General features: G+C 41.4%; 10 protein-coding genes. 5 read left to right on the top strand and 5 right to left on the bottom strand.

Annotation, left to right across the window (positions count from 1 at the left end):
* The first annotated feature begins 14 nt into the window (after positions 1-14).
* The 5 genes from ACFS5N_RS08495 (at position 15) to ACFS5N_RS08475 (ending at position 8,499) form a co-directional block, all read left to right on the top strand.
* Positions 15-1,634: a DUF5008 domain-containing protein gene (locus ACFS5N_RS08495; RefSeq protein WP_377184248.1), complete on the top strand. Its 1,620-nt coding sequence runs from the start codon at positions 15-17 to the stop codon at positions 1,632-1,634.
* Between the two features lie 92 nt (positions 1,635-1,726).
* Positions 1,727-3,592, top strand: coding sequence for a DUF4983 domain-containing protein (locus ACFS5N_RS08490; protein ID WP_377184246.1), 1,866 nt, complete (start codon positions 1,727-1,729; stop codon positions 3,590-3,592).
* A gap of 71 nt (positions 3,593-3,663) precedes the next feature.
* On the top strand, positions 3,664-5,154 hold the full coding sequence (locus ACFS5N_RS08485) for a hypothetical protein (protein ID WP_377184244.1): 1,491 nt from the start codon (positions 3,664-3,666) through the stop codon (positions 5,152-5,154).
* An 85-nt stretch (positions 5,155-5,239) separates the two neighbouring features.
* A complete protein-coding gene (locus tag ACFS5N_RS08480) occupies positions 5,240-6,382 on the top strand; it encodes a PKD domain-containing protein (RefSeq protein ID WP_377184242.1) in 1,143 nt (380 codons plus the stop codon).
* A gap of 533 nt (positions 6,383-6,915) precedes the next feature.
* Complete coding sequence (locus tag ACFS5N_RS08475; RefSeq protein WP_377184240.1) at positions 6,916-8,499, top strand: CotH kinase family protein; 1,584 nt, start codon at positions 6,916-6,918, stop codon at positions 8,497-8,499.
* Between the two features lie 37 nt (positions 8,500-8,536).
* Here ACFS5N_RS08475 and ACFS5N_RS08470 read toward each other — a convergent pair whose 3' ends face one another.
* From ACFS5N_RS08470 to ACFS5N_RS08450, 5 genes are all read right to left on the bottom strand, one after another.
* Positions 8,537-9,982 carry a TolC family protein gene (locus ACFS5N_RS08470; protein ID WP_377184238.1) on the bottom strand — a complete coding sequence of 482 codons (1,446 nt, stop codon included), beginning with the start codon at positions 9,980-9,982 and terminating at the stop codon, positions 8,537-8,539.
* Between the two features lie 2 nt (positions 9,983-9,984).
* The gene (locus ACFS5N_RS08465; RefSeq protein ID WP_377184236.1) at positions 9,985-10,662 is read right to left on the bottom strand and encodes an ABC transporter ATP-binding protein; all 678 of its coding nucleotides are present in this window, start codon (positions 10,660-10,662) and stop codon (positions 9,985-9,987) included.
* Between the two features lie 125 nt (positions 10,663-10,787).
* On the bottom strand, positions 10,788-13,202 hold the full coding sequence (locus ACFS5N_RS08460) for an ABC transporter permease (RefSeq protein WP_377184234.1): 2,415 nt from the start codon (positions 13,200-13,202) through the stop codon (positions 10,788-10,790).
* 12 nt (positions 13,203-13,214) lie between these two features.
* Positions 13,215-15,638, bottom strand: coding sequence for an ABC transporter permease (locus ACFS5N_RS08455; protein WP_377184232.1), 2,424 nt, complete (start codon positions 15,636-15,638; stop codon positions 13,215-13,217).
* A 15-nt stretch (positions 15,639-15,653) separates the two neighbouring features.
* Complete coding sequence (locus tag ACFS5N_RS08450) at positions 15,654-18,023, bottom strand: ABC transporter permease (protein ID WP_377184230.1); 2,370 nt, start codon at positions 18,021-18,023, stop codon at positions 15,654-15,656.
* Positions 18,024-18,034: the final 11 nt, after the last annotated feature.

The following is an 18,034-nucleotide window of genomic DNA, read 5'->3' as shown; positions in this document are numbered from 1 at the left end:
TTTAAATAAAAGATATGAAACTTAGATATACAGGTTTATTGGCAATCGCAGCCGCTTTGCTTGTCAGCAGCTGTAAAAAACCACAGCAGATTTTTAACAATCCATATGCTGACGCGAAAGCCCCGCTGGGTATCTCAACAGATCCTCAGCAAATCCCGCAGCCTGCGTCAGGCGCTCCTGGTACACCAGTAACAATTACTGCTACGGGTTTGGAGCAATACAAGGATAAACTATTGTTTTTGTTCAACGGCCAAAAAGCCCAGATCCAAAAAATTACTTCTACCAGCATTACGGTGATAGTTCCTGCTTCTGCAAGTTCGGGCATTACGTCGTTTAGTGTAGACGGCCAATTGGTTTTCGGCCCTCGTTTTACAGTAATAGGTAAAGTTAATTTAGACCCTACTTATAACAACCCTGTAGGTACCGATGGGCCGGTTGTAAAAGCGTATCCAATACCAAACTCAACCCAAATGATTATTATGGGTGCGTTTCAGAATTATGCAAATGCGGGTACAATTGTTAAAACCAACCGTATTGTTAGAGTATTTGCTGATGGTTCTTGGGACCGTTCATTCCAGGTGGGTGCGGGTGCAAACTCTACGGTTTATGATATAGCCCAGGTTGGTCCTTATTACTATGTAGTTGGCGATTTCTCCTCATTTGCTCAACAAAGCGGCAACATACAGCGTATTGCAAAAATTCAAACCAATGGTTTGGTTGATACCATGCAGGTTACTACATATTTGTTGAAAACCAAATATGTTCCTACTTTCAACATTGGTTTCGCCGGCGGTACTGCCAGTTCAGTACATGCGGTGGGTTCAAACAAAATGATAGTCACCGGTAACTTTACTTACACTACCAAACGTAATTATTCGGCTAATACCTACGATGCTAAAGACAGTACCATTGTAGACAGTACCATTGTTCGTCAATTGGCGCAGGTTAATGTTGACGGTACCCTGGATAGTAACTGGCGGTTCGATAAAACTAAACAAGGCTATAAATTCCACATAGGTGCCAGCTGGACCGGTCCAAACGGTCCTATTGCTCCTACTATCATGGATGCAAATAATAAATTGCTTGTTTATGGCCGCTTCACCAGCTTTGATGATCAACCTGCAAATGCCATGATCAGACTTAACGTTGTTGACGGTAAGCCAGATCAGACTTTTAACATTGGTTCTGGCCCTGATCAAAACCTTATTGCCTGGGTAAGCTATAACGCCGTTTTAAATAAATATTTAGTGGTTGGTGCTTTCAGTAAATTTAATGGGGTGGCAAGTCAATATATCGTTCGTTTAAATTATGACGGCAGTGTTGATGGTACTTTCACACCTAAAGTATTTAATGGTGGCATACCTAATTTTGCTAAATTGTTAGATGATGGATTAGCGGTTGTTAGCGGATCTTTCAGATCATATGATGGTGTAATTCGTAACGGTTTCGCTGTCCTTAATTCAAGCGGTGGATTGGCAGATTTATACAACAATACCGGTAACGTAAATGGCGTTATTGAAGACGTTTATGAAACTAGATCAGCCGATAATAAGCGTGCTTTGTTAATCATGGGATCGTTCTCATTGTTTGACAATCAAGTAAAAAATAATATTGTTAGGGTTACATTTGAATAATAATAATATTGTTACATTTGTATTAAGTTATTGTGCTGCAAGAGTATAAATAACCCGTTATAAACCGAACGAACTTAATTTAGATATAAAATATGAAAAATTTTAAGACCAAATTATTTGGTGCATCACTTTTTCTATTGGCTTTTGCTTCGTCATGTAAACATGACTATGGCAAGATAGTACCGCCATCTCCTGTTGATCCAGGTGGTAATGGTAGTATAACGGCCAAAACACCAAAAGTGTTATACATCATCGCGGATGGGGCGAGAGGTGTATCTGTTAGAGATGCTAATATCCCTAACCTTAGTAGCCTTATTCCACACGCTATTTACAGCTGGAATTCGTTAGCTGATACCATTAATACTGATGCCTCTAACTGGGCCGATATGATTACTGGTGTTAAAAAGGAAAAGCATAATGTGTTAACTGAAAATTTTGCTAACAACGCGCTTGCAACTTATCCTCCTATTTATGATAGAATTAAATCGGTAAGACCCACATTCCGTTCTGCGGTTTTTGCAACTTCTTCTGCGTTTAAGAATAACCTTACTGACACTTCGGTAGCTGTAAGAGAACTTTTAAGCAGTGATGATGCTTTGACAACCCGTATGACTAATTTCTTACAAACCGATGATGCTCAATTAGTAGTTGGCGAATTTGGGGCTATTGAAGCTGCCGGTAAAACTTCAGGATTTGATGACTCATACCCTGCTTACAAAGCTGCTATTGAGAAATTTGATACACAGGTTGGTACTATTTTATCGGCTCTTAAAGCGAGACCGACTTATGCTAAAGAAAGCTGGATGATTGTTGTTACATCAAACAAGGGTGGTATGTTTACTTTGCCTCCGGCTCAGAATGACAAAACCATCTTTAGCAACACCAATATCAACACGTTTACTATCATGGCTGCTGATACTTACAATCAGACCTTTTTAGCTAAACCATTTTTAGGTAATAGTTATACAGGTAATTCAATCAGGTTCTTAGGCGATCCGCAAAAAGGTACTGGTCAGGTAAGCCCACAGTTATCTCCATTTTTTAACTTTGGTGATACTTCTGGTTTTACCATATCTGTGAAGATCAAAAAACATAAAAATCCCGTTAACACATCAAGGGGCGATTATTACTACCAATGGCCAGGCTTTATGGGTAAACGCGGTGCCAGCATCAGCGACCCTACTCCACAAACCGGTTGGGGCGGTAGCGGCAACCCTGGATGGGATTTTTGCCTGTTCCAAAATGGATGGAGATTCTTCATATCTGGAAAGGGCAGCTTCGCCAACGGGCGTGAGATTGGTGGTCTTAACTTTACCGGCGACAGCTGGCATGATTTGACCGCAGTTGTTGAAAGAAAACCTGACGGCAGTAAAGTAGTAAGAGTTTATACTGACGGTGTGATGGGTATTGGTAATAATGGTGGCGGCGCTATTCCTGCGGTTCTTACCACCTATCAAACAACTCCGATAACTTTAGCTACTACTGGTACAGATGTTAATGTTGACAATAATTCAGTATTACGCGTAGGTTATACTCCGGGTGAGATTGATGGTGATACCCAGACTGGTTTCGGTAAAATTGATGTAGAGCTTAAAGAGTTGAAAATATTTAAAGCTGCTATTCCTGATGCAATTGTTACAGAGTACGCTTGCGATCAGAAAATCGACCAAAGCCATCCGTATTACAAATATTTAATTGGCTACTGGCCGATGGACGAAGGTTCTGGTACAACACTTGCAGATAAAGGCCCGCTTGGTGCTAACTTAAACTTAAACCAAGCACAAACAAATGGCTATCAATGGCAGTCTTTCTCAGATTTAATCTGTTCGCCAGTTGCAAGCAACCTGGCACTGCTGGTTCCTAAAAATTCAGACATCCCTACCCAGATATTGAGCTGGCTTAATGTGCCTCGTCAAACATCTTGGTCATTGGATGGCAAAGTTTGGATCACCAACTAATAAAAAAATAGTAAGAGCTGGTTATAAAGCTGGCTCTTACATTAAAAATATTATTAATTTCAAATAAAGAAATGAAAAGAATTTTTACTCCTTTACAAATAGCATTTATCGGATTAATAGCTATTTGTACTGCATCTTGCCAGCGTGAAAAGTTGGCTGATGTTGTAAAAGATCAAACATTTACAACTGTAAATGCATCTTTACCTAGCCGGATAGATGTGCCTCAAGATAAAAATTACACAATAGACGGTGCCGCTCTTACGGTGCCTGCAACTATTAATTTTTCATCGGCAACTACTGAAGCTTTTACCATCAATTTAGCAACTAACACAGATACTGTAGCTAGTTTAATAAACACCGGTGTTTTAGCGCCTGGTACAGTAGCATTCACAACGGGATCTGCGGCAGTAGTTCCTCAAATTACTGTTCCAGCAGGAGTTACTTCCGTGACGTTTAACGTCGTGGTTAGCCGTTCTGCTCTTGAAATTGGTTTCGGTAAAACATTGGCGGCAGTTATTAAGGCAACCGCACCTACAAAAGGTAATAAAATTTTAAGCGGTAAAGGTGCTATGATTTTTACTGTTAAAACATCAGACGTTATCACTGCTGCTTCAATTCATGATATATCGTGGGGAGTCCCTAACAAAGTTGTTGACCTTGACGTAGCCGCAAATTCAAGTTATTATAATGTAGGTTCGCTATATATTACCGTATCTATTCCGGTTAAATTAAATGGCGACCCTGGCGCTCAGGTTAATGTCGGCGTTCAATCTGCTCCGGATAGCGTAACTGCCGGTATCAATAGCGGCGCATTACCTACATCGGTATTATATCCTGATTCAAAAGTTTCAATTACTAATCCTACTGTTACTATTCAGGGAGGCACTAACTCAGCGTCATTAACATTTAATGTTAAAATTAATGAACTTTTGGCGGTACAACCTTTGCCTGCCGCCCCATCAACCAAGTATCCTACTATAGCGCTTAAAATTGTAAGCTCTACTAAATACTTGGTTACTACTACCAGAATCAATACAGTGTATGTAGTAATGGATCCTAACCATTTCAGACCATACAATGGTTCGCCGTTCCTGGTTAAAGGTGCGATAAATGCGGTTTCTGATCCTATCTACATGGCTTATTATGATTTTGGCGGCGAAGGTGTTGCTTATCACGTTGGTACCACCAAAAATGGTGACGGCTCTTGGAGACCTTCTGATTACGTTAGTGTTGTAGGTGACTACACCCCAAGATCAACTATTGGTTGGAACAGCAGCGGTCAGTGGATATCATATAGTATCAATGTTCAGGCAAGTGGTAACTATCAATTAAATACTTTGATGGGTACTACTTCTACAAGTGCTACTTACTCGGTATTCATTGATGGTGTACGTTATAACCAGACACCTTATCCTGTTGCCAAAACAGGTTCTTCTAACTACAATAACCAGGGGCCTAATCTTACCACAATCCAGCTTACTGCCGGTTATCACATTATTAAATACTATTGGGATAACGCTGCGTATGATGTACGTGGTTTTATATTCACCCGGCTTAACTAATAATAAATCGGGTAGCTAAATGTTACCCGATTTACTTGACTAATAAATTAAATTAAACCCTAATTATATTTAAACTATTGGTATTATGAAAAAATTATCAAACCGTTTTGGACTATTATTTTGTATGGGAGGACTGGTGTTGGCTTCTTGTTCAAAAAAGGTTACAACCGTAACACCAGATCCACCTGTAATTAACCCGATTGCTGACTATACTGTCACTCCGGATCCCACCGATGGCTTTACCTTCAAGTTCAACAACCTTTCAAAAAATTACGATAAGAGTAAAATCGAGTGGCGTTTTGGCGACGATACATTAAATACAACTGAAAGCCCATCGCATACTTTCCTTGCAACCGGTAAATATGTAACTGACTTAAAAATTTATTCAAGTACAGGTACCTATTCACATAAGTATACTAACATCAATATCATCCCTGATAGCGTACTTAAAATTTCTGCCGTTAAAACTGGGACACCATTTGAACTGGCTTTATCGGCGAATTTCAAAGGAACTATTAAATCTATTCTTTGGACATTTAATGATGTTGATCCGTCAACAAGCAATACTACAACTGTTAAATATACTACCCCTTCTGTTACCAGAAAATTTATTTATGGTAGTTTTAACAGCTTTAGCGTAACAGTTACTTCAGATAAAGGCTCAACTGTAACTGTTTCTAGTAACATTACAACTGATGGTATTGTTACCGACATTACTCAGTCTCGTATCAATTACGACTCAACTAATCACAACTTAGTTCAGGGCCCTAACGAAGATTACCCTAAATTAATTGACGGTAACCCTAGTACTAAATTTGGTTATTATTCAGCGTTCCCGGTTCCTGAGATTTTCTGGTTACAATTTGCTGCACCGGTTACTGTTAAATTGTATGCTATTGAAAACGGTAATGACTCTGACAGTAATCGTGACCCTAGCGAATGGGTTATTGAGGGTTCAAACGACTCAACCAACGGTGTATCTACCGGTATATGGGATATACTGGATCACAGAAATGCCAACAGCACAGATCCGGCTACGATGATGACTCCTATAACAGGTAAAGGTTTCGCCGATTACTTAAGTGCAATAGGCCAGTCAGCTACCAGGTACAAAAGATTCTTCTATTATCCGATAGCTAACCCGAAACCGTATACTTATTACAGATGGAGAATTATCAGCACATTCAAAACTGCATTCCAGATTGAGGAGTTGAGATTCTACAAATAATATTACTTAAAGCAAAACACAAAGGGCATTTTTCTTAATGAAAAATGCCCTTTGTGTTTTATAACGATTTGTTTGAGATTTTAAGAGCATTACTATTGACGGAGACACAGCGTCGGTTAAGCAACACTCCCCCAATTATTTATCTAGCCCACTATGCTATTTAATCCGTTTTAAATATGATGGTGCATTTAATTTATAGCAATTCAATTGTCCCCAATTTGAAAATGCTAAACGTGTCAAAGTAACGTTTTTGTGCCAAATGCGCCGGCACCGATTTACTGATTAAATTTGTGTCTGATAATATTTATCATCCCCCGATTAATAAATTTCTTGTGTAAAAGGCTTAATTACAATGAAGTCTTTTTAATCTGTCTTTAATCTTTGATAATAGGAGATTGCTCACCTTAACACGGGAATCAAAGCTTTTGATTTATAATACTTATGCTGTGTATGAACAAAACGCAGTGTTGGGCTTCTAATATGAATAGGTTACTAATACAAGCTTGTCGTCAAAAAATGAAATACCGAACCTTATGAAACCATCTTACTTAATTTACTTATCTGTTTTTACTGTGTTGGTATTTGCCGGGTGCAAAAAGAACGATAGTAACCAAAATAGTGGAAAAACCACGGTTAACAACGGAAACGGAAAATCAACCCCTACACTGCCTCAAGGCGCTGCTCAGTTGCTTAACTTCAAAATTAACGGAGCTTCTTGCGCCTTTGATTCGTTAAGTGTATCTTATTATTACCCCGTTGCCGTGGGTACATCCTTAACCGGTTATACTGTTAATTACGATACTACGGCAACAGCTGCAGTTTATATAAATAATGTACAGATCAAAAATGGCGGGGTGATGAACTCATCGATAACTGCTAATGATGAGTTGACCATCAGAGCTGTAAATGCGCTTAATGAAACAAGCACCTATCACCTCGTTATCACCGGCATGCCGATTGTGACGCTGACATGTAACAGCGAAATTGCCGACGATGATGTTAACGCGAAGTTTGACCTGGTTAACCCGGACTATCAGGCTGAACATAGTCAATTAGAGATTACTTCAAACATTCAGATTGCTATACGTGGCGGTGTCTCGCGTGATTATCCCAAAAAGAACTATAAAGTACATACCGTCGACGCATCAAATAACGATATTGACGTTTCGCTTTTAGGCTTACGTCACGATAATAGCTGGATATTGGATGCCATGTATATTGACCAGGCCCGTATGCGCAATCGCGTTTGCACCGATCTTTGGAATACTTTTAATAACGTTCCATACCTGGATAAGGAGCCGACTGCTTTAAATGGCACTCGCGGATATATGACCGAGGTGTTTTTAAATGGAAAGTACCACGGTATTTATTGTTTAACGGAAAAACTTGACCGTAAGCAATTACAAATTAAAAAACAATATGGAGATATGTATAAGGCCGATTTCTGGACCAGCGAAACGGCATTTCAAGGCATATCCGCTTATGACAATACAGCCGCAACCTGGGGAGGGTGGGAGTTAGAATATCCTGAACTTGGCGACAGCCCGGCGCCGGATTGGGGATATTTATATAACGAAGTGAATTTCATTGCTAACTCAACCGATGCCGACTTTGCTACCCAGATAGCATCCAGGGTAGATATCAACAATATAGTCGACTATTTTATTTTTATCAATGTACTTAATGCTCCGGATAACGAGAATAAGAATACTTTTTTTAGTTTTTATGATATCCGCAGCGCTGGTTATTTCTTTTATTCTCCTTGGGATCTGGACGGAACCATCGGTAGAAATGCAGGCGGCGGCATGTTGGCGAATCAGATAATTGGCCCGGCTAATAATAATCTGTTTGCCCGATTAATGAATTTAAATGCCGCAAATTTTAATGGACTCGTCAAAGCCCGCTGGGCACAATTAAAAGACAACCAATTGAGCAAAGCAGCCGTTGCATCGCGTATTGAAGTGTACAGGAAGTTATTAAACGGTACAAATGCATTCGCTCGTGAGCGTCAGGTTTGGGATAATATTACGCAAGACTTAAATGTTGAAGCCGCTTACATGACCAATTGGTACAGCACGCAATATGACCAATTTGACAATTATGTAAAGAGTCTGTAATGAAAATTGCGTGTATACAAGTAAAGGTCATTTTTGTCTAAAGGGATAATTTACCCTGATAGTAATCTAATATTTTGGTGCGGGTAAGATAATCATAACGCGCGTTGATTAGATTTACCCTTGCCCGGTCTAAGTTGCCCTTTACAATAATAAAATCAACTGAAGTAATAGCGCCTGCCTCAAAGCGTATTTCGGCAATGCGGTATGATTCGGTATAAGCATCAACTTGTTTTTGCAGTAGTTGATAACGGTCATACGCCCCGGTCATATTAGCATAAGCCTGATCAACATTAACTTTGAGCTGTACCTGATTGGTTTGCTCAGTATATCGTTGGGTTTGTAAGTTTATCTTAGCCAGTTTCACCTTGTTACGATTCTGGAAATAGTTCAGGATAGGGACATTCAACCCCAGGCTAATCACTGTGCTGTAATTATTTCTGAACTGCTCGCCATAGTTTATGTTTTGGTTAGTATAATTAGGCTGCGTAGTGTAAACTGCCTGGCGCCCACCGCCCGGTACCTGAATAAATTGATTGGTAGCCACTACGGTCGAGTCGGTAAATACAGAGCGTTGGGCGGCGCTTGAGTAGCTAGTACTCAACCCACCCGAAAGCGAAAGTGTAGGCAATAAATTACCCCGGGCCACCTGAAGGCTTTTCTCAGCGCTTTGACGCCTTAAAATACCAGCTTTAATCAGCGCGAAATTATTTAATGAGGTATGATAAACATCCTCGGCTGATTGTGTGTAAGGTGTGGTAGTAGCATCGGTAGCCTGGCGTTGAAAGCGGATATCTTTGCGATAATTTACGTTCATGATCTGCAGCAGATTTAATTTGGCTACAGCTAATGAGTTTTGCGCGTTGATTACGCCAATCTGGTCATTAGCCAGCTGGCCCTTGAGGTCATAAAGTGTAGCTGGAGCAACAGCTCCGTCTTTATTTAAAGTCTCTGTGCGCTCTTCTTGCTTTTGGGTGGTTAAAGCCTGCGTTTGGGCTTGTGATAATTGATCCTCGCTGCTTAAAACCCCTAAATAAGCAATGATAAGGTTTAGTGTGATATCATTTTTAGCCTGCTCAAAATCCATTTGTCCGGCCTGGTAAGCCAATGCGGTTTGGCGAATGCTATTTTGCAGCGTCAACCCGCTTGATAAGATCAAACTGCCCGATAAGTTATAGTTAGCCGAGGTAATAGGCTGATTCAAATAACCGTTAGTAAACGGGTTCAAACTGCGGCCCTCGCTCCAGCTATGGTTAACCGAGCCGTTAATGGCCGGCAACAGGTTTTCGCGGGCCTGCTGCCAGTAAATTTTGCCGGCCTCCATTTGTGCTTCAGTTTGTTTAATCTGTAAGTTATTTTTTATGCCTATATCAATGCATTGTTGCAATGAAAGCAAGGTGTCGGTCATTATCTGTTGCGCGTTTGCCACGTCAGTAGCCAATACCATGGCCACAACTATTAATAACCGTTTTAAAAACTGATTCATCTTTAAATATTTTGTGATGACTCGATACGGCCGTCCAATAAATTAATAATGCGGGTACCGTATGCTGCATTCTTCTCAGAGTGAGTTACCTGTATAATGGTCATGCCCTCTTCTTTATTCAGTTTTCTGAACAGCTCCATAATTTCGTCGCCTTGTTTTGAGTTAAGGTTACCCGTAGGTTCATCGGCCAATAGCAATTTGGGGGTTACTATAAGCGCCCGGGCTATACCCACCAATTGCTGTTGCCCGCCTGACAGCTGTGAAGGAAACAAATCCTTTTTTCCGACAATCTGAAAACGATCCAGCATATCGGCTACCAAAGCTTTTCGCTCGGCGTTTTTAATATCGTGGTAAAGTAGTGGGGTTTCAATGTTTTCGTAAACTGTAAGCTCATCAATTAAATGATAAGCCTGAAATACAAAACCAATATTCGCCTTGTAAAGGGCCTGCCGCTGCTTTTCTTTAAGTTGATGGACAGGCTCATTCAGGAAGTAATGATAACCTTCCGACGGCTCATCCAGCATACCGATAATATTAAGAAGGGTTGATTTCCCCGAACCGGATGGACCCATAATAGACACAAACTCTCCGGCGTCAACATCCAGATCAATGTTTTGCAGAATGCTGGTTTTAAGGCTTCCGGCTTTATAATGTTTAGATATATTTTTGAGTGATAACATGATGCCAGTATATAAATTAGTGTACCAATTGTTTAAGTTGCTGTTTTACAGTGGTTTTTTTGATTGTTGTTGATTGTCTGTCGTTCGCTACTGTACGCCGGTTGTCCGGTTTTGATACAGCGGCCTTATTCGCTCCGTAAGCTTTTAACCGGGTTGGCAACAGCCGCTTTAACCGATTGAAAGCTAATAGTAATTAAAGCAATGAAAACAGACAAGGCTGCTGTTAGTACAAATACACTTACATGAATATCAATGCGGTAAGCAAAACTTTCAAGCCAGGTATGCATAGCGTACCACGCCAACGGCCAGGCCAGCAAGTTGGCAATCAATACCAGCTTTATAAAGTGCCCCGATAGTAACAGCACAATGTTTTGTACCGATGCACCCAAAACCTTACGTACGCCTATCTCCTTAGTCCGCTGCTCGGCCGAATACGAGGCCAGGCCAAACAAACCCAGGCATGATATAATTATTGCCAACCCGGCCAAAATGCCCACAATCTTGCTTACCTGGTTATCGGCTTTATAAACATCATTAAAATGGTCGTCCAAAAACTGGTATTCAAAGGGGCGGTCAGGAAAGTTCTTATCCCATACCGATTTGATATGAGCTATCGCTTCACTGGCATGATCGCCATTTATTTTAACAGACATTTGGCTAAAGCCTGAATTACGTGTGTTGATAATGAACAATGTCTCGACTTTATAATGCAGCGAATTAAAGTTGAAATTTTTGGCAATGCCAGTGATAACACCTAACGAGTCGTGCCCGAAGTGTTGCCCTATCAAAGCCGATGTTAGTGTGTTTTTTGGCATGTCTTTTAATAATTCGTGCGCCAATTGCTCATTTATGATATACTCGTGCCCATCGCCTGGCCTGTCGGTTGAGAAGTCGCTGCCCTCGGCTATTTTTATATTAAACAACTTCAGATAGTTATTATCCACAACCAGTTGCGTTAACCCTAAATCTTTAGCAGGGCCGTTTGAGGGCCTGAAGGTTACACCCGTTTGGTCAAGGTGGCTGCCCAATACATCCTGCGCAGCAGTAACATCTTTAATTAAAGCATTTGACATGAGCTGCTGCTTAAGCAATTCATACTTATCATCTGTATTGCCATTTAACGGTACGGTCACTATTTGTTCGCGCGTAAAGCCCGGATCTTGTTTTTGCATAAAATGCAACTGCTTGACAACAAACACAGTGGCTATCATCAAAAATACTGCGCTGGTAAATTGTCCCACCACCAGTATGTTTCTGAAGCTACCTTTGTTTTTACCTGTCTCTACACTGCCTTTTAGTACTTTAACCGGCTGGAAGGATGACAGGTATATGGCCGGATAGATACCTGAGATTATACCTACCGCCACTGTAAACCCGAAAATAGCAACGGCTTGTGCTGGGTGATAGAAGAGGTTCAGGCTTAGCTCGCGGTCGCTCAACTGGTTAATATAGGGTAGTGATGCCCAAACCAGCACCAAACTTATAGCCATTGCAATAAGCGCAAGCATAACTGTTTCGCCTAAAAATTGTATAGCCAGCTCATGTCGCCCGGCACCTATTGATTTTCGTACACCTACTTCTTTGGCCCGTTCGGCTGAACGCGCGGTTGAAAGGTTCATGAAATTGATACAGGCTATACCTAATACGATAAGCGCTATGACGGCGAACAGGTTGGTAGATTTTTGATCGAATTTGCGAAAGTTGAGGTAATCTAACCCAACATCAGCTGTACCGCCGTGGTTTTCTTTAAGCGTTGTAAAAAACAGTTGGTATTGCTGGTTAATATCGTCGCGGCGCGAGTATTTGGTTAAGTAAGCGGGCATTTTGCTTTCAAACTGCTTGATGTTTGTACCTGGTTGCAGTTCTAGGTAGGTGTTCATCCAGTTGCGCCCCCAATTGCCCATCAGGTCTGAAAGCTTGAAGTCGCTACTCATGGAATATATCGCGTCAAATTGTATTTGAGAGTTTTTTGGCGCGTCTTGAACAACCCCCGTAATGGTGAAGTTGACAGTATCGCCCTTGTTATTACCAAAATGAGTTATCACTTTACCTACCGGATTTTCATCGCCAAAAAATGCTTTGGCAGTACTTTGAGCCAGTAAAATATTATTGGGGTTTTGGAGCGCTGTTTTACGGTCGCCACTCAATAATTTAAAATCAAATAGCTGTAAAAAGGTTGAGTCAACAGCCAGCGCCTGCGGCAGGTACAGTTTATTGTGTCTGAAAGTAAGTGCATATTTATTGCGCCATCTAACCCGGCTAAAATTTTTCACCTGCGGAAACTCATGTTTTAAAGTAGGCCCCATAGGCGCCATGCTCAGTGCCACCTTTTGAGCTGCCATACCCGGAAAGGTTTGCACCTCATTTAAACGATAGATGTTTTTTGTATGAAAGTTATCGAAGCTTTTCTCATAAAATACAAATAGCATGATCACGATACAGGCAGCCATGCCCACTGCCAGCCCGACAATATTTAATGCCGAGAATACCTTATTCTTCCAAAGGTTTCTCCAGGCGGTTTTGATATAATTCTTTAACATGACAGGTTGATTTTATTCGCTTCTTAAACTCTTAACCGGTGTGGCCAAGGCAGCTTTTACTGCTTTGTAGCCTACAGTAAGCCAGGCAACTGCTATTGATGAGACTATCGCTAAAAAGAAAACACCCATTGATAGCGGTATTCGGAATACAAAATTTTGCAGCCAGCTGTTCATCATATAATAAGCAACCGGTGAAGAAATGATAAAAGATAAAATAATAAGCGCCATAAACTCTTTTGAAAACAGGTAGACTATGCTGCCTGTTGATGCGCCCAAAACTTTGCGTACGCCAACTTCTTTGGTACGCTGCATTACCATAAACGATACCAGTCCATATAAGCCCAGGCATGATATAAAAATGGCTATCATGGCAAATATTTTATATACCAGCGCCAATTGATTTTCCTGCATATAAAATTCGGCTATATTTTGGTCGAGAAAGTAGCCATTGTAGGCGTATTCAGGGAAAGTACGCTGCCATTGTTTTTGAACTGAAGCAACAGTGCCGGCAAAGTTTTTAGTAGTTAATTTAACCCCGGTCATACCTTCTTGTGTTTTGTTTTGAAGAATTACAATCGGCTTTACCGCATCGCGCAGCGTATTGGTTTTAAAGTCTTCAACAACGCCTACAATAGGTTTCCAGGGGCCACTGCCCAGCTTGACAGTTTTACCAATCATTGCATTATAATTACGTATGCCCACTTTTTGGGCAAAGGTTTCGTTTACCACGTAACCATTTGCGGTGTCGGCTTGAGCATACCCGCCACCCGCTTTAAAACGCAGACCGAAAGTTTTGAAATAGGCTGCGTCGGCAAACTTGAGGGCTGTTTGCAGGTTTTTATCCTCCGAAGAGCCGTCAAATGAAAAGTTGGTCGTCCAGTTGTTTTGTGACGATGGCTGGTCGGCCATAAAACTCACATCCTTTACCCCTGGTATTTGCAATAACCGCGCTTTGAAACCCTCAATTTTTTGTATACTAACGCTATCTGTACTACCAGGGATAATAAGTAAGGCATCCTTGTTAAATCCCAGGTCGGCAGCGTTAACAAAATTCATTTGCCTTACCGCCACTATAGTACCGATGATTAATAACTGCGAAATAGCAAACTGCGTAACCACCAGCACCCGGCGTAAAGGCACGCCGCCAACAGAGGCAGCACTGATCTTATTCTTTAAAGCCAGCGCAGGTTTAAAGCCTGATACCACCAATGCCGGGTAAATACCCGACAGTAAAATAATAACTATAGTTGCCGCCCCTAAAAACAGTAATGAACTTAAGCTAAGCAAGCTGATATTATCAGGTACGCTGGCAATATTTTTTAAATAAGGCAGCGTTAGCTTTGCCAGCCCAATGGCAATGACGGTTGCAAATAAAACAATCAGCGTAGTTTCGCCCAGCGACTGTTTGATGAGCTCAAGCCGGCTGCTGCCTAATACCTTGCGTATACCCACCTCTTTTGATCGCCCTACAGATTGTGCCGTCGACAAATTAATGAAGTTAATAGATGCCATCACAATTATTAGCACCGCAATTAACGACAAGGTACGTATGGTAGCTTTGTTGGTGAGGTGATCGCCCAGGCTGTTGCCAAATTGGGTATTGTAATGTAAATCAGAAAGTGGTTGCAGGAAATGCAGTTTTTTATCGGTTATGCGGCCGCCATAGTGCTTTGTTGTAAACGTTTTTAACCGGGCATTAAGCGCGGCAACCGAAGTGTTGGCCGGCGGCATCATAAATACCTGCAGGTTACTGCTGATGATGTTCCAGGAGTCGTCAGAATTATATTCGCGCAGATGCGATTTTAAGGTTGGAAATGATACCAGTACTTTCAACTGAAAATCGCTGTTTGCGGGCGAGTCGTCAATAATCCCGGCAACTTTCAACGTAATACGGTTATCCATTTTCAAAATACGGCCCTGAGCGCTACGCCAGTCGCCAAAGTATTTTTCAGCGGTACTTTTACTGAGTACCACCATATTTGGTTTGCCTAATACCGATGCATCGCCATTGAGCCATTTATAGCTAAATATTTCAAAAAACTGTGGCTGTATAAACATTATCCCCAGGCTCTCTAAAAACTTTTTATCGTCGGCATTAACATTGCCTGCAGTGGATGGCACGGTGATCTGGCTACCATAGGTTGTATTTAGGGCCGCAAATTTTGAATCCGGAAAGTCAGCACGCAAAGCATCGCCCATGGGGTAGGCGCTGCCTTCAGTATAAATAATGCCTTCTCCAAAATCCTGCTGCAAAACAACGCGGTATATGTTTTTATAATTGGGTTGAAACTTTTCATAGCTCAACTCAAACTGCACTACTACAAATATGAGCAGGCAAGCCGCTACGCCTATGGCCAGCCCGGCAACGTTTATTGCCGAATAGGCTTTATGACGCCTAATATTGCGCCAGGCTATTTTGAAATAATTTTTGATCATAAATATTGATATCTATTATTCGCTTCTTAAACTCTTAACCGGGTTTGCCAGTGCCGCTTTTATAGCCTGAAAACTAATGGTAATCAGTGCAATTAGCAGTGCGGCAAAACCGGCCAACGGAATAATTGTCCAGCTTAGGTTAACCTGATAAGCGTATCCCTGTAGCCATTTATTCATAGCGTACCAAGCTATAGGGCCAGCAATAATCAGGGATATAACTACCAATAGCAAGAACTCTTTTGATAACATAGTTGTGATATTTAGCACGCTGGCTCCTAAAACTTTGCGTATGCCTATCTCTTTTACTTTTATCTGTGCCGTATAGGTAGCCAGGCCGAATAATCCCAGGCACGAAATAAATATGGCTATGCAGGCAAAAATGCTGAACAAAGCGTTGGTACTTTGCTCGGTTCTGTACAGACTGTTAAAATCAGCATCCAAAAATTTGTACTCAAAGGGCGGGTCGCCGTGGTTGTATCGATCATAAATTCTTTTTGCAATGCCAACTGCAGCTGATGCATCTTTGCCGGTTGTGCGGATAAACAGTGTGCCACCTCTTTCCTGGTATTGAAAAATGGCCGGCTCAATGGCTTGTCTTAATGAGGCAAAATGGAAGTCTTTCACTACGCCGATGATAATTCCATCAGTTTGCCACAGATGAAAGCGTTTGCCAATAGGGTTTTTTATGCCTGTACGACGTATAGCAGCTTCATTTAAAATAAAGTGAGCGCTATCGGCTTTGGTGCCGCTAAAGTTACTACCGGCTGCAAATTGCACCTTAAGCACATTCAACATGTCTTTATCTACCGAAAAAGGGTTGATGATCATACTATCATCAGTAGGCTTTCCGTCCCAATCGGTATCAGTAGTAGTGCCGTCGCTGCTAATTAAGGTAGAGCCTGCGGCAGCCCCCAGTATCTCAGGGTGAGTTGATAACTCAGCCTTGATAGCATCCTGGTGCTTATACATATTGTCGGTAATATTGAGGCTGAAAACATGATCGCGGTCGTAACCTATTTGTGTGGTTTGTATATAATTGAGCTGGCGGTTAATAACCAGTGTGCCAATAATAAGCCCAATAGAAAAAGCAAACTGCGATACTACCAAAACTTTCCTGAAGCCGCCATTGCTGGCGCCTGAGCTTCTGGCTCTAAGCGCCTCAATTGGTTGGAACGACGAAAGCAGCACCGCCGGATAAATACTGGATGCTATAAGAGTAGTAATTGTAGTTAATCCAATTACTTTCCAAACACCGGCACTTAACAAATCAAAATGCATCTCTTTACCTGCAATACGGTTGTAAAGTGGCATAACGGCGTAGATCAGTGCAAACGCCAAGATCATCGCGATAGCGAAACACAAAGCGGTTTCAAATACAAACTGAAAGAACAGATCTTTACGCTCGGCGCCAATAATCTTACGCACACTTACCTCCTTACTGCGCAGCACAGACCGGGCCGTAGATAGGTTAACATAGTTGATGCAGGCAATCAGCAAGATCAATATTGCAACAATGGTAAATATTTTAACAGTCTGTGCACCTGCCGATGAACCGTTAGGGTTATACAAATGCACATCAGACAGCGGTTGTAATTGATATACACCATCAGTAGGTTTAATACCTTTATGCAGCGCCATATGTAGGCTGGTTAGCTTATTGGCTACGGTTGTTGTTGACACATTGGGTTTAATAAGCAGGTAAGTCTGCGCATAATAATCGCCCCAGTCTTCGTCCATGCTTTTCCACATGTCTTTAGGATTATACTCCTGCTTTTTAAGATTGGTGGAGAATAGCATACCCGCCTGTATCGACGAGTTAACAGGCAAGTCGGCCATTACGCCCGATACCGTGAAAAGATCATTATTATTAGCTTTCAAAACCTTACCGAGAGGTTCGGCATCGCCAAAATATTTTTTTGCTTCGCTTTCAGACAAGATCACTGACTGGGCGTTAGGGAATGGCTTTTTTGGGTCGCCTTTTAAAAGTTTATAATCGAATACAGAAAAGAAAGAATCGTCAACAAATTTCATGGGTACCGTTACCCTTAAACCCTTGTTTTTGTAGGTAAACTTGCTGTAGTGCCAGGCATCTATAACCCTCACGGCGTTTTCAACCCCGGGCACTTGCCTCTGCGCGTAAAAAGCTACCGGAGGTTGAGTGCTGCCCCAAACTTGTTTACTGGCCCCAGCACCAATACTGGCGTTTACCTTATAAATACGGTCAATTTTGGTGTTGAACTTATCGTAGCTGTTTTCATCCTGCACCCAAAGCAAAATGAGCAAACCCACGCCCAAACCTACTGTGAGCCCAATAATATTAATGGCGCTGTATAACTTTTTATTGATGATATTGCGCCAGGCGATTTTGATATAATTCTTTAACATAAGGGTAAGGG

Origin of the sequence: Mucilaginibacter ximonensis (assembly GCF_042686265.1) — a bacterium.
In the GTDB taxonomy this organism is placed as follows: domain Bacteria; phylum Bacteroidota; class Bacteroidia; order Sphingobacteriales; family Sphingobacteriaceae; genus Mucilaginibacter; species Mucilaginibacter ximonensis.
Note: the sequence above shows the minus strand (reverse complement) of the source record. Positions and strands in the feature narration are given on the sequence as shown.

Excerpts from the sequence above, each read along its gene's own strand:
- ACFS5N_RS08470 (WP_377184238.1), bottom strand. The coding sequence starts at position 9,982 with ATGAATCAGTTTTTAAAACGGTTATTAATAGTTGTGGCCATGGTATTG.
- ACFS5N_RS08485 (WP_377184244.1), top strand. The coding sequence starts at position 3,664 with ATGAAAAGAATTTTTACTCCTTTACAAATAGCATTTATCGGATTAATA.
- ACFS5N_RS08465 (WP_377184236.1), bottom strand. The coding sequence starts at position 10,662 with ATGTTATCACTCAAAAATATATCTAAACATTATAAAGCCGGAAGCCTT.
- ACFS5N_RS08450 (WP_377184230.1), bottom strand. The coding sequence starts at position 18,023 with ATGTTAAAGAATTATATCAAAATCGCCTGGCGCAATATCATCAATAAA.
- ACFS5N_RS08475 (WP_377184240.1), top strand. The coding sequence starts at position 6,916 with ATGAAACCATCTTACTTAATTTACTTATCTGTTTTTACTGTGTTGGTA.
- ACFS5N_RS08495 (WP_377184248.1), top strand. The coding sequence starts at position 15 with ATGAAACTTAGATATACAGGTTTATTGGCAATCGCAGCCGCTTTGCTT.
- ACFS5N_RS08490 (WP_377184246.1), top strand. The coding sequence starts at position 1,727 with ATGAAAAATTTTAAGACCAAATTATTTGGTGCATCACTTTTTCTATTG.
- ACFS5N_RS08460 (WP_377184234.1), bottom strand. The coding sequence starts at position 13,202 with ATGTTAAAGAATTATATCAAAACCGCCTGGAGAAACCTTTGGAAGAAT.
- ACFS5N_RS08480 (WP_377184242.1), top strand. The coding sequence starts at position 5,240 with ATGAAAAAATTATCAAACCGTTTTGGACTATTATTTTGTATGGGAGGA.
- ACFS5N_RS08455 (WP_377184232.1), bottom strand. The coding sequence starts at position 15,638 with ATGATCAAAAATTATTTCAAAATAGCCTGGCGCAATATTAGGCGTCAT.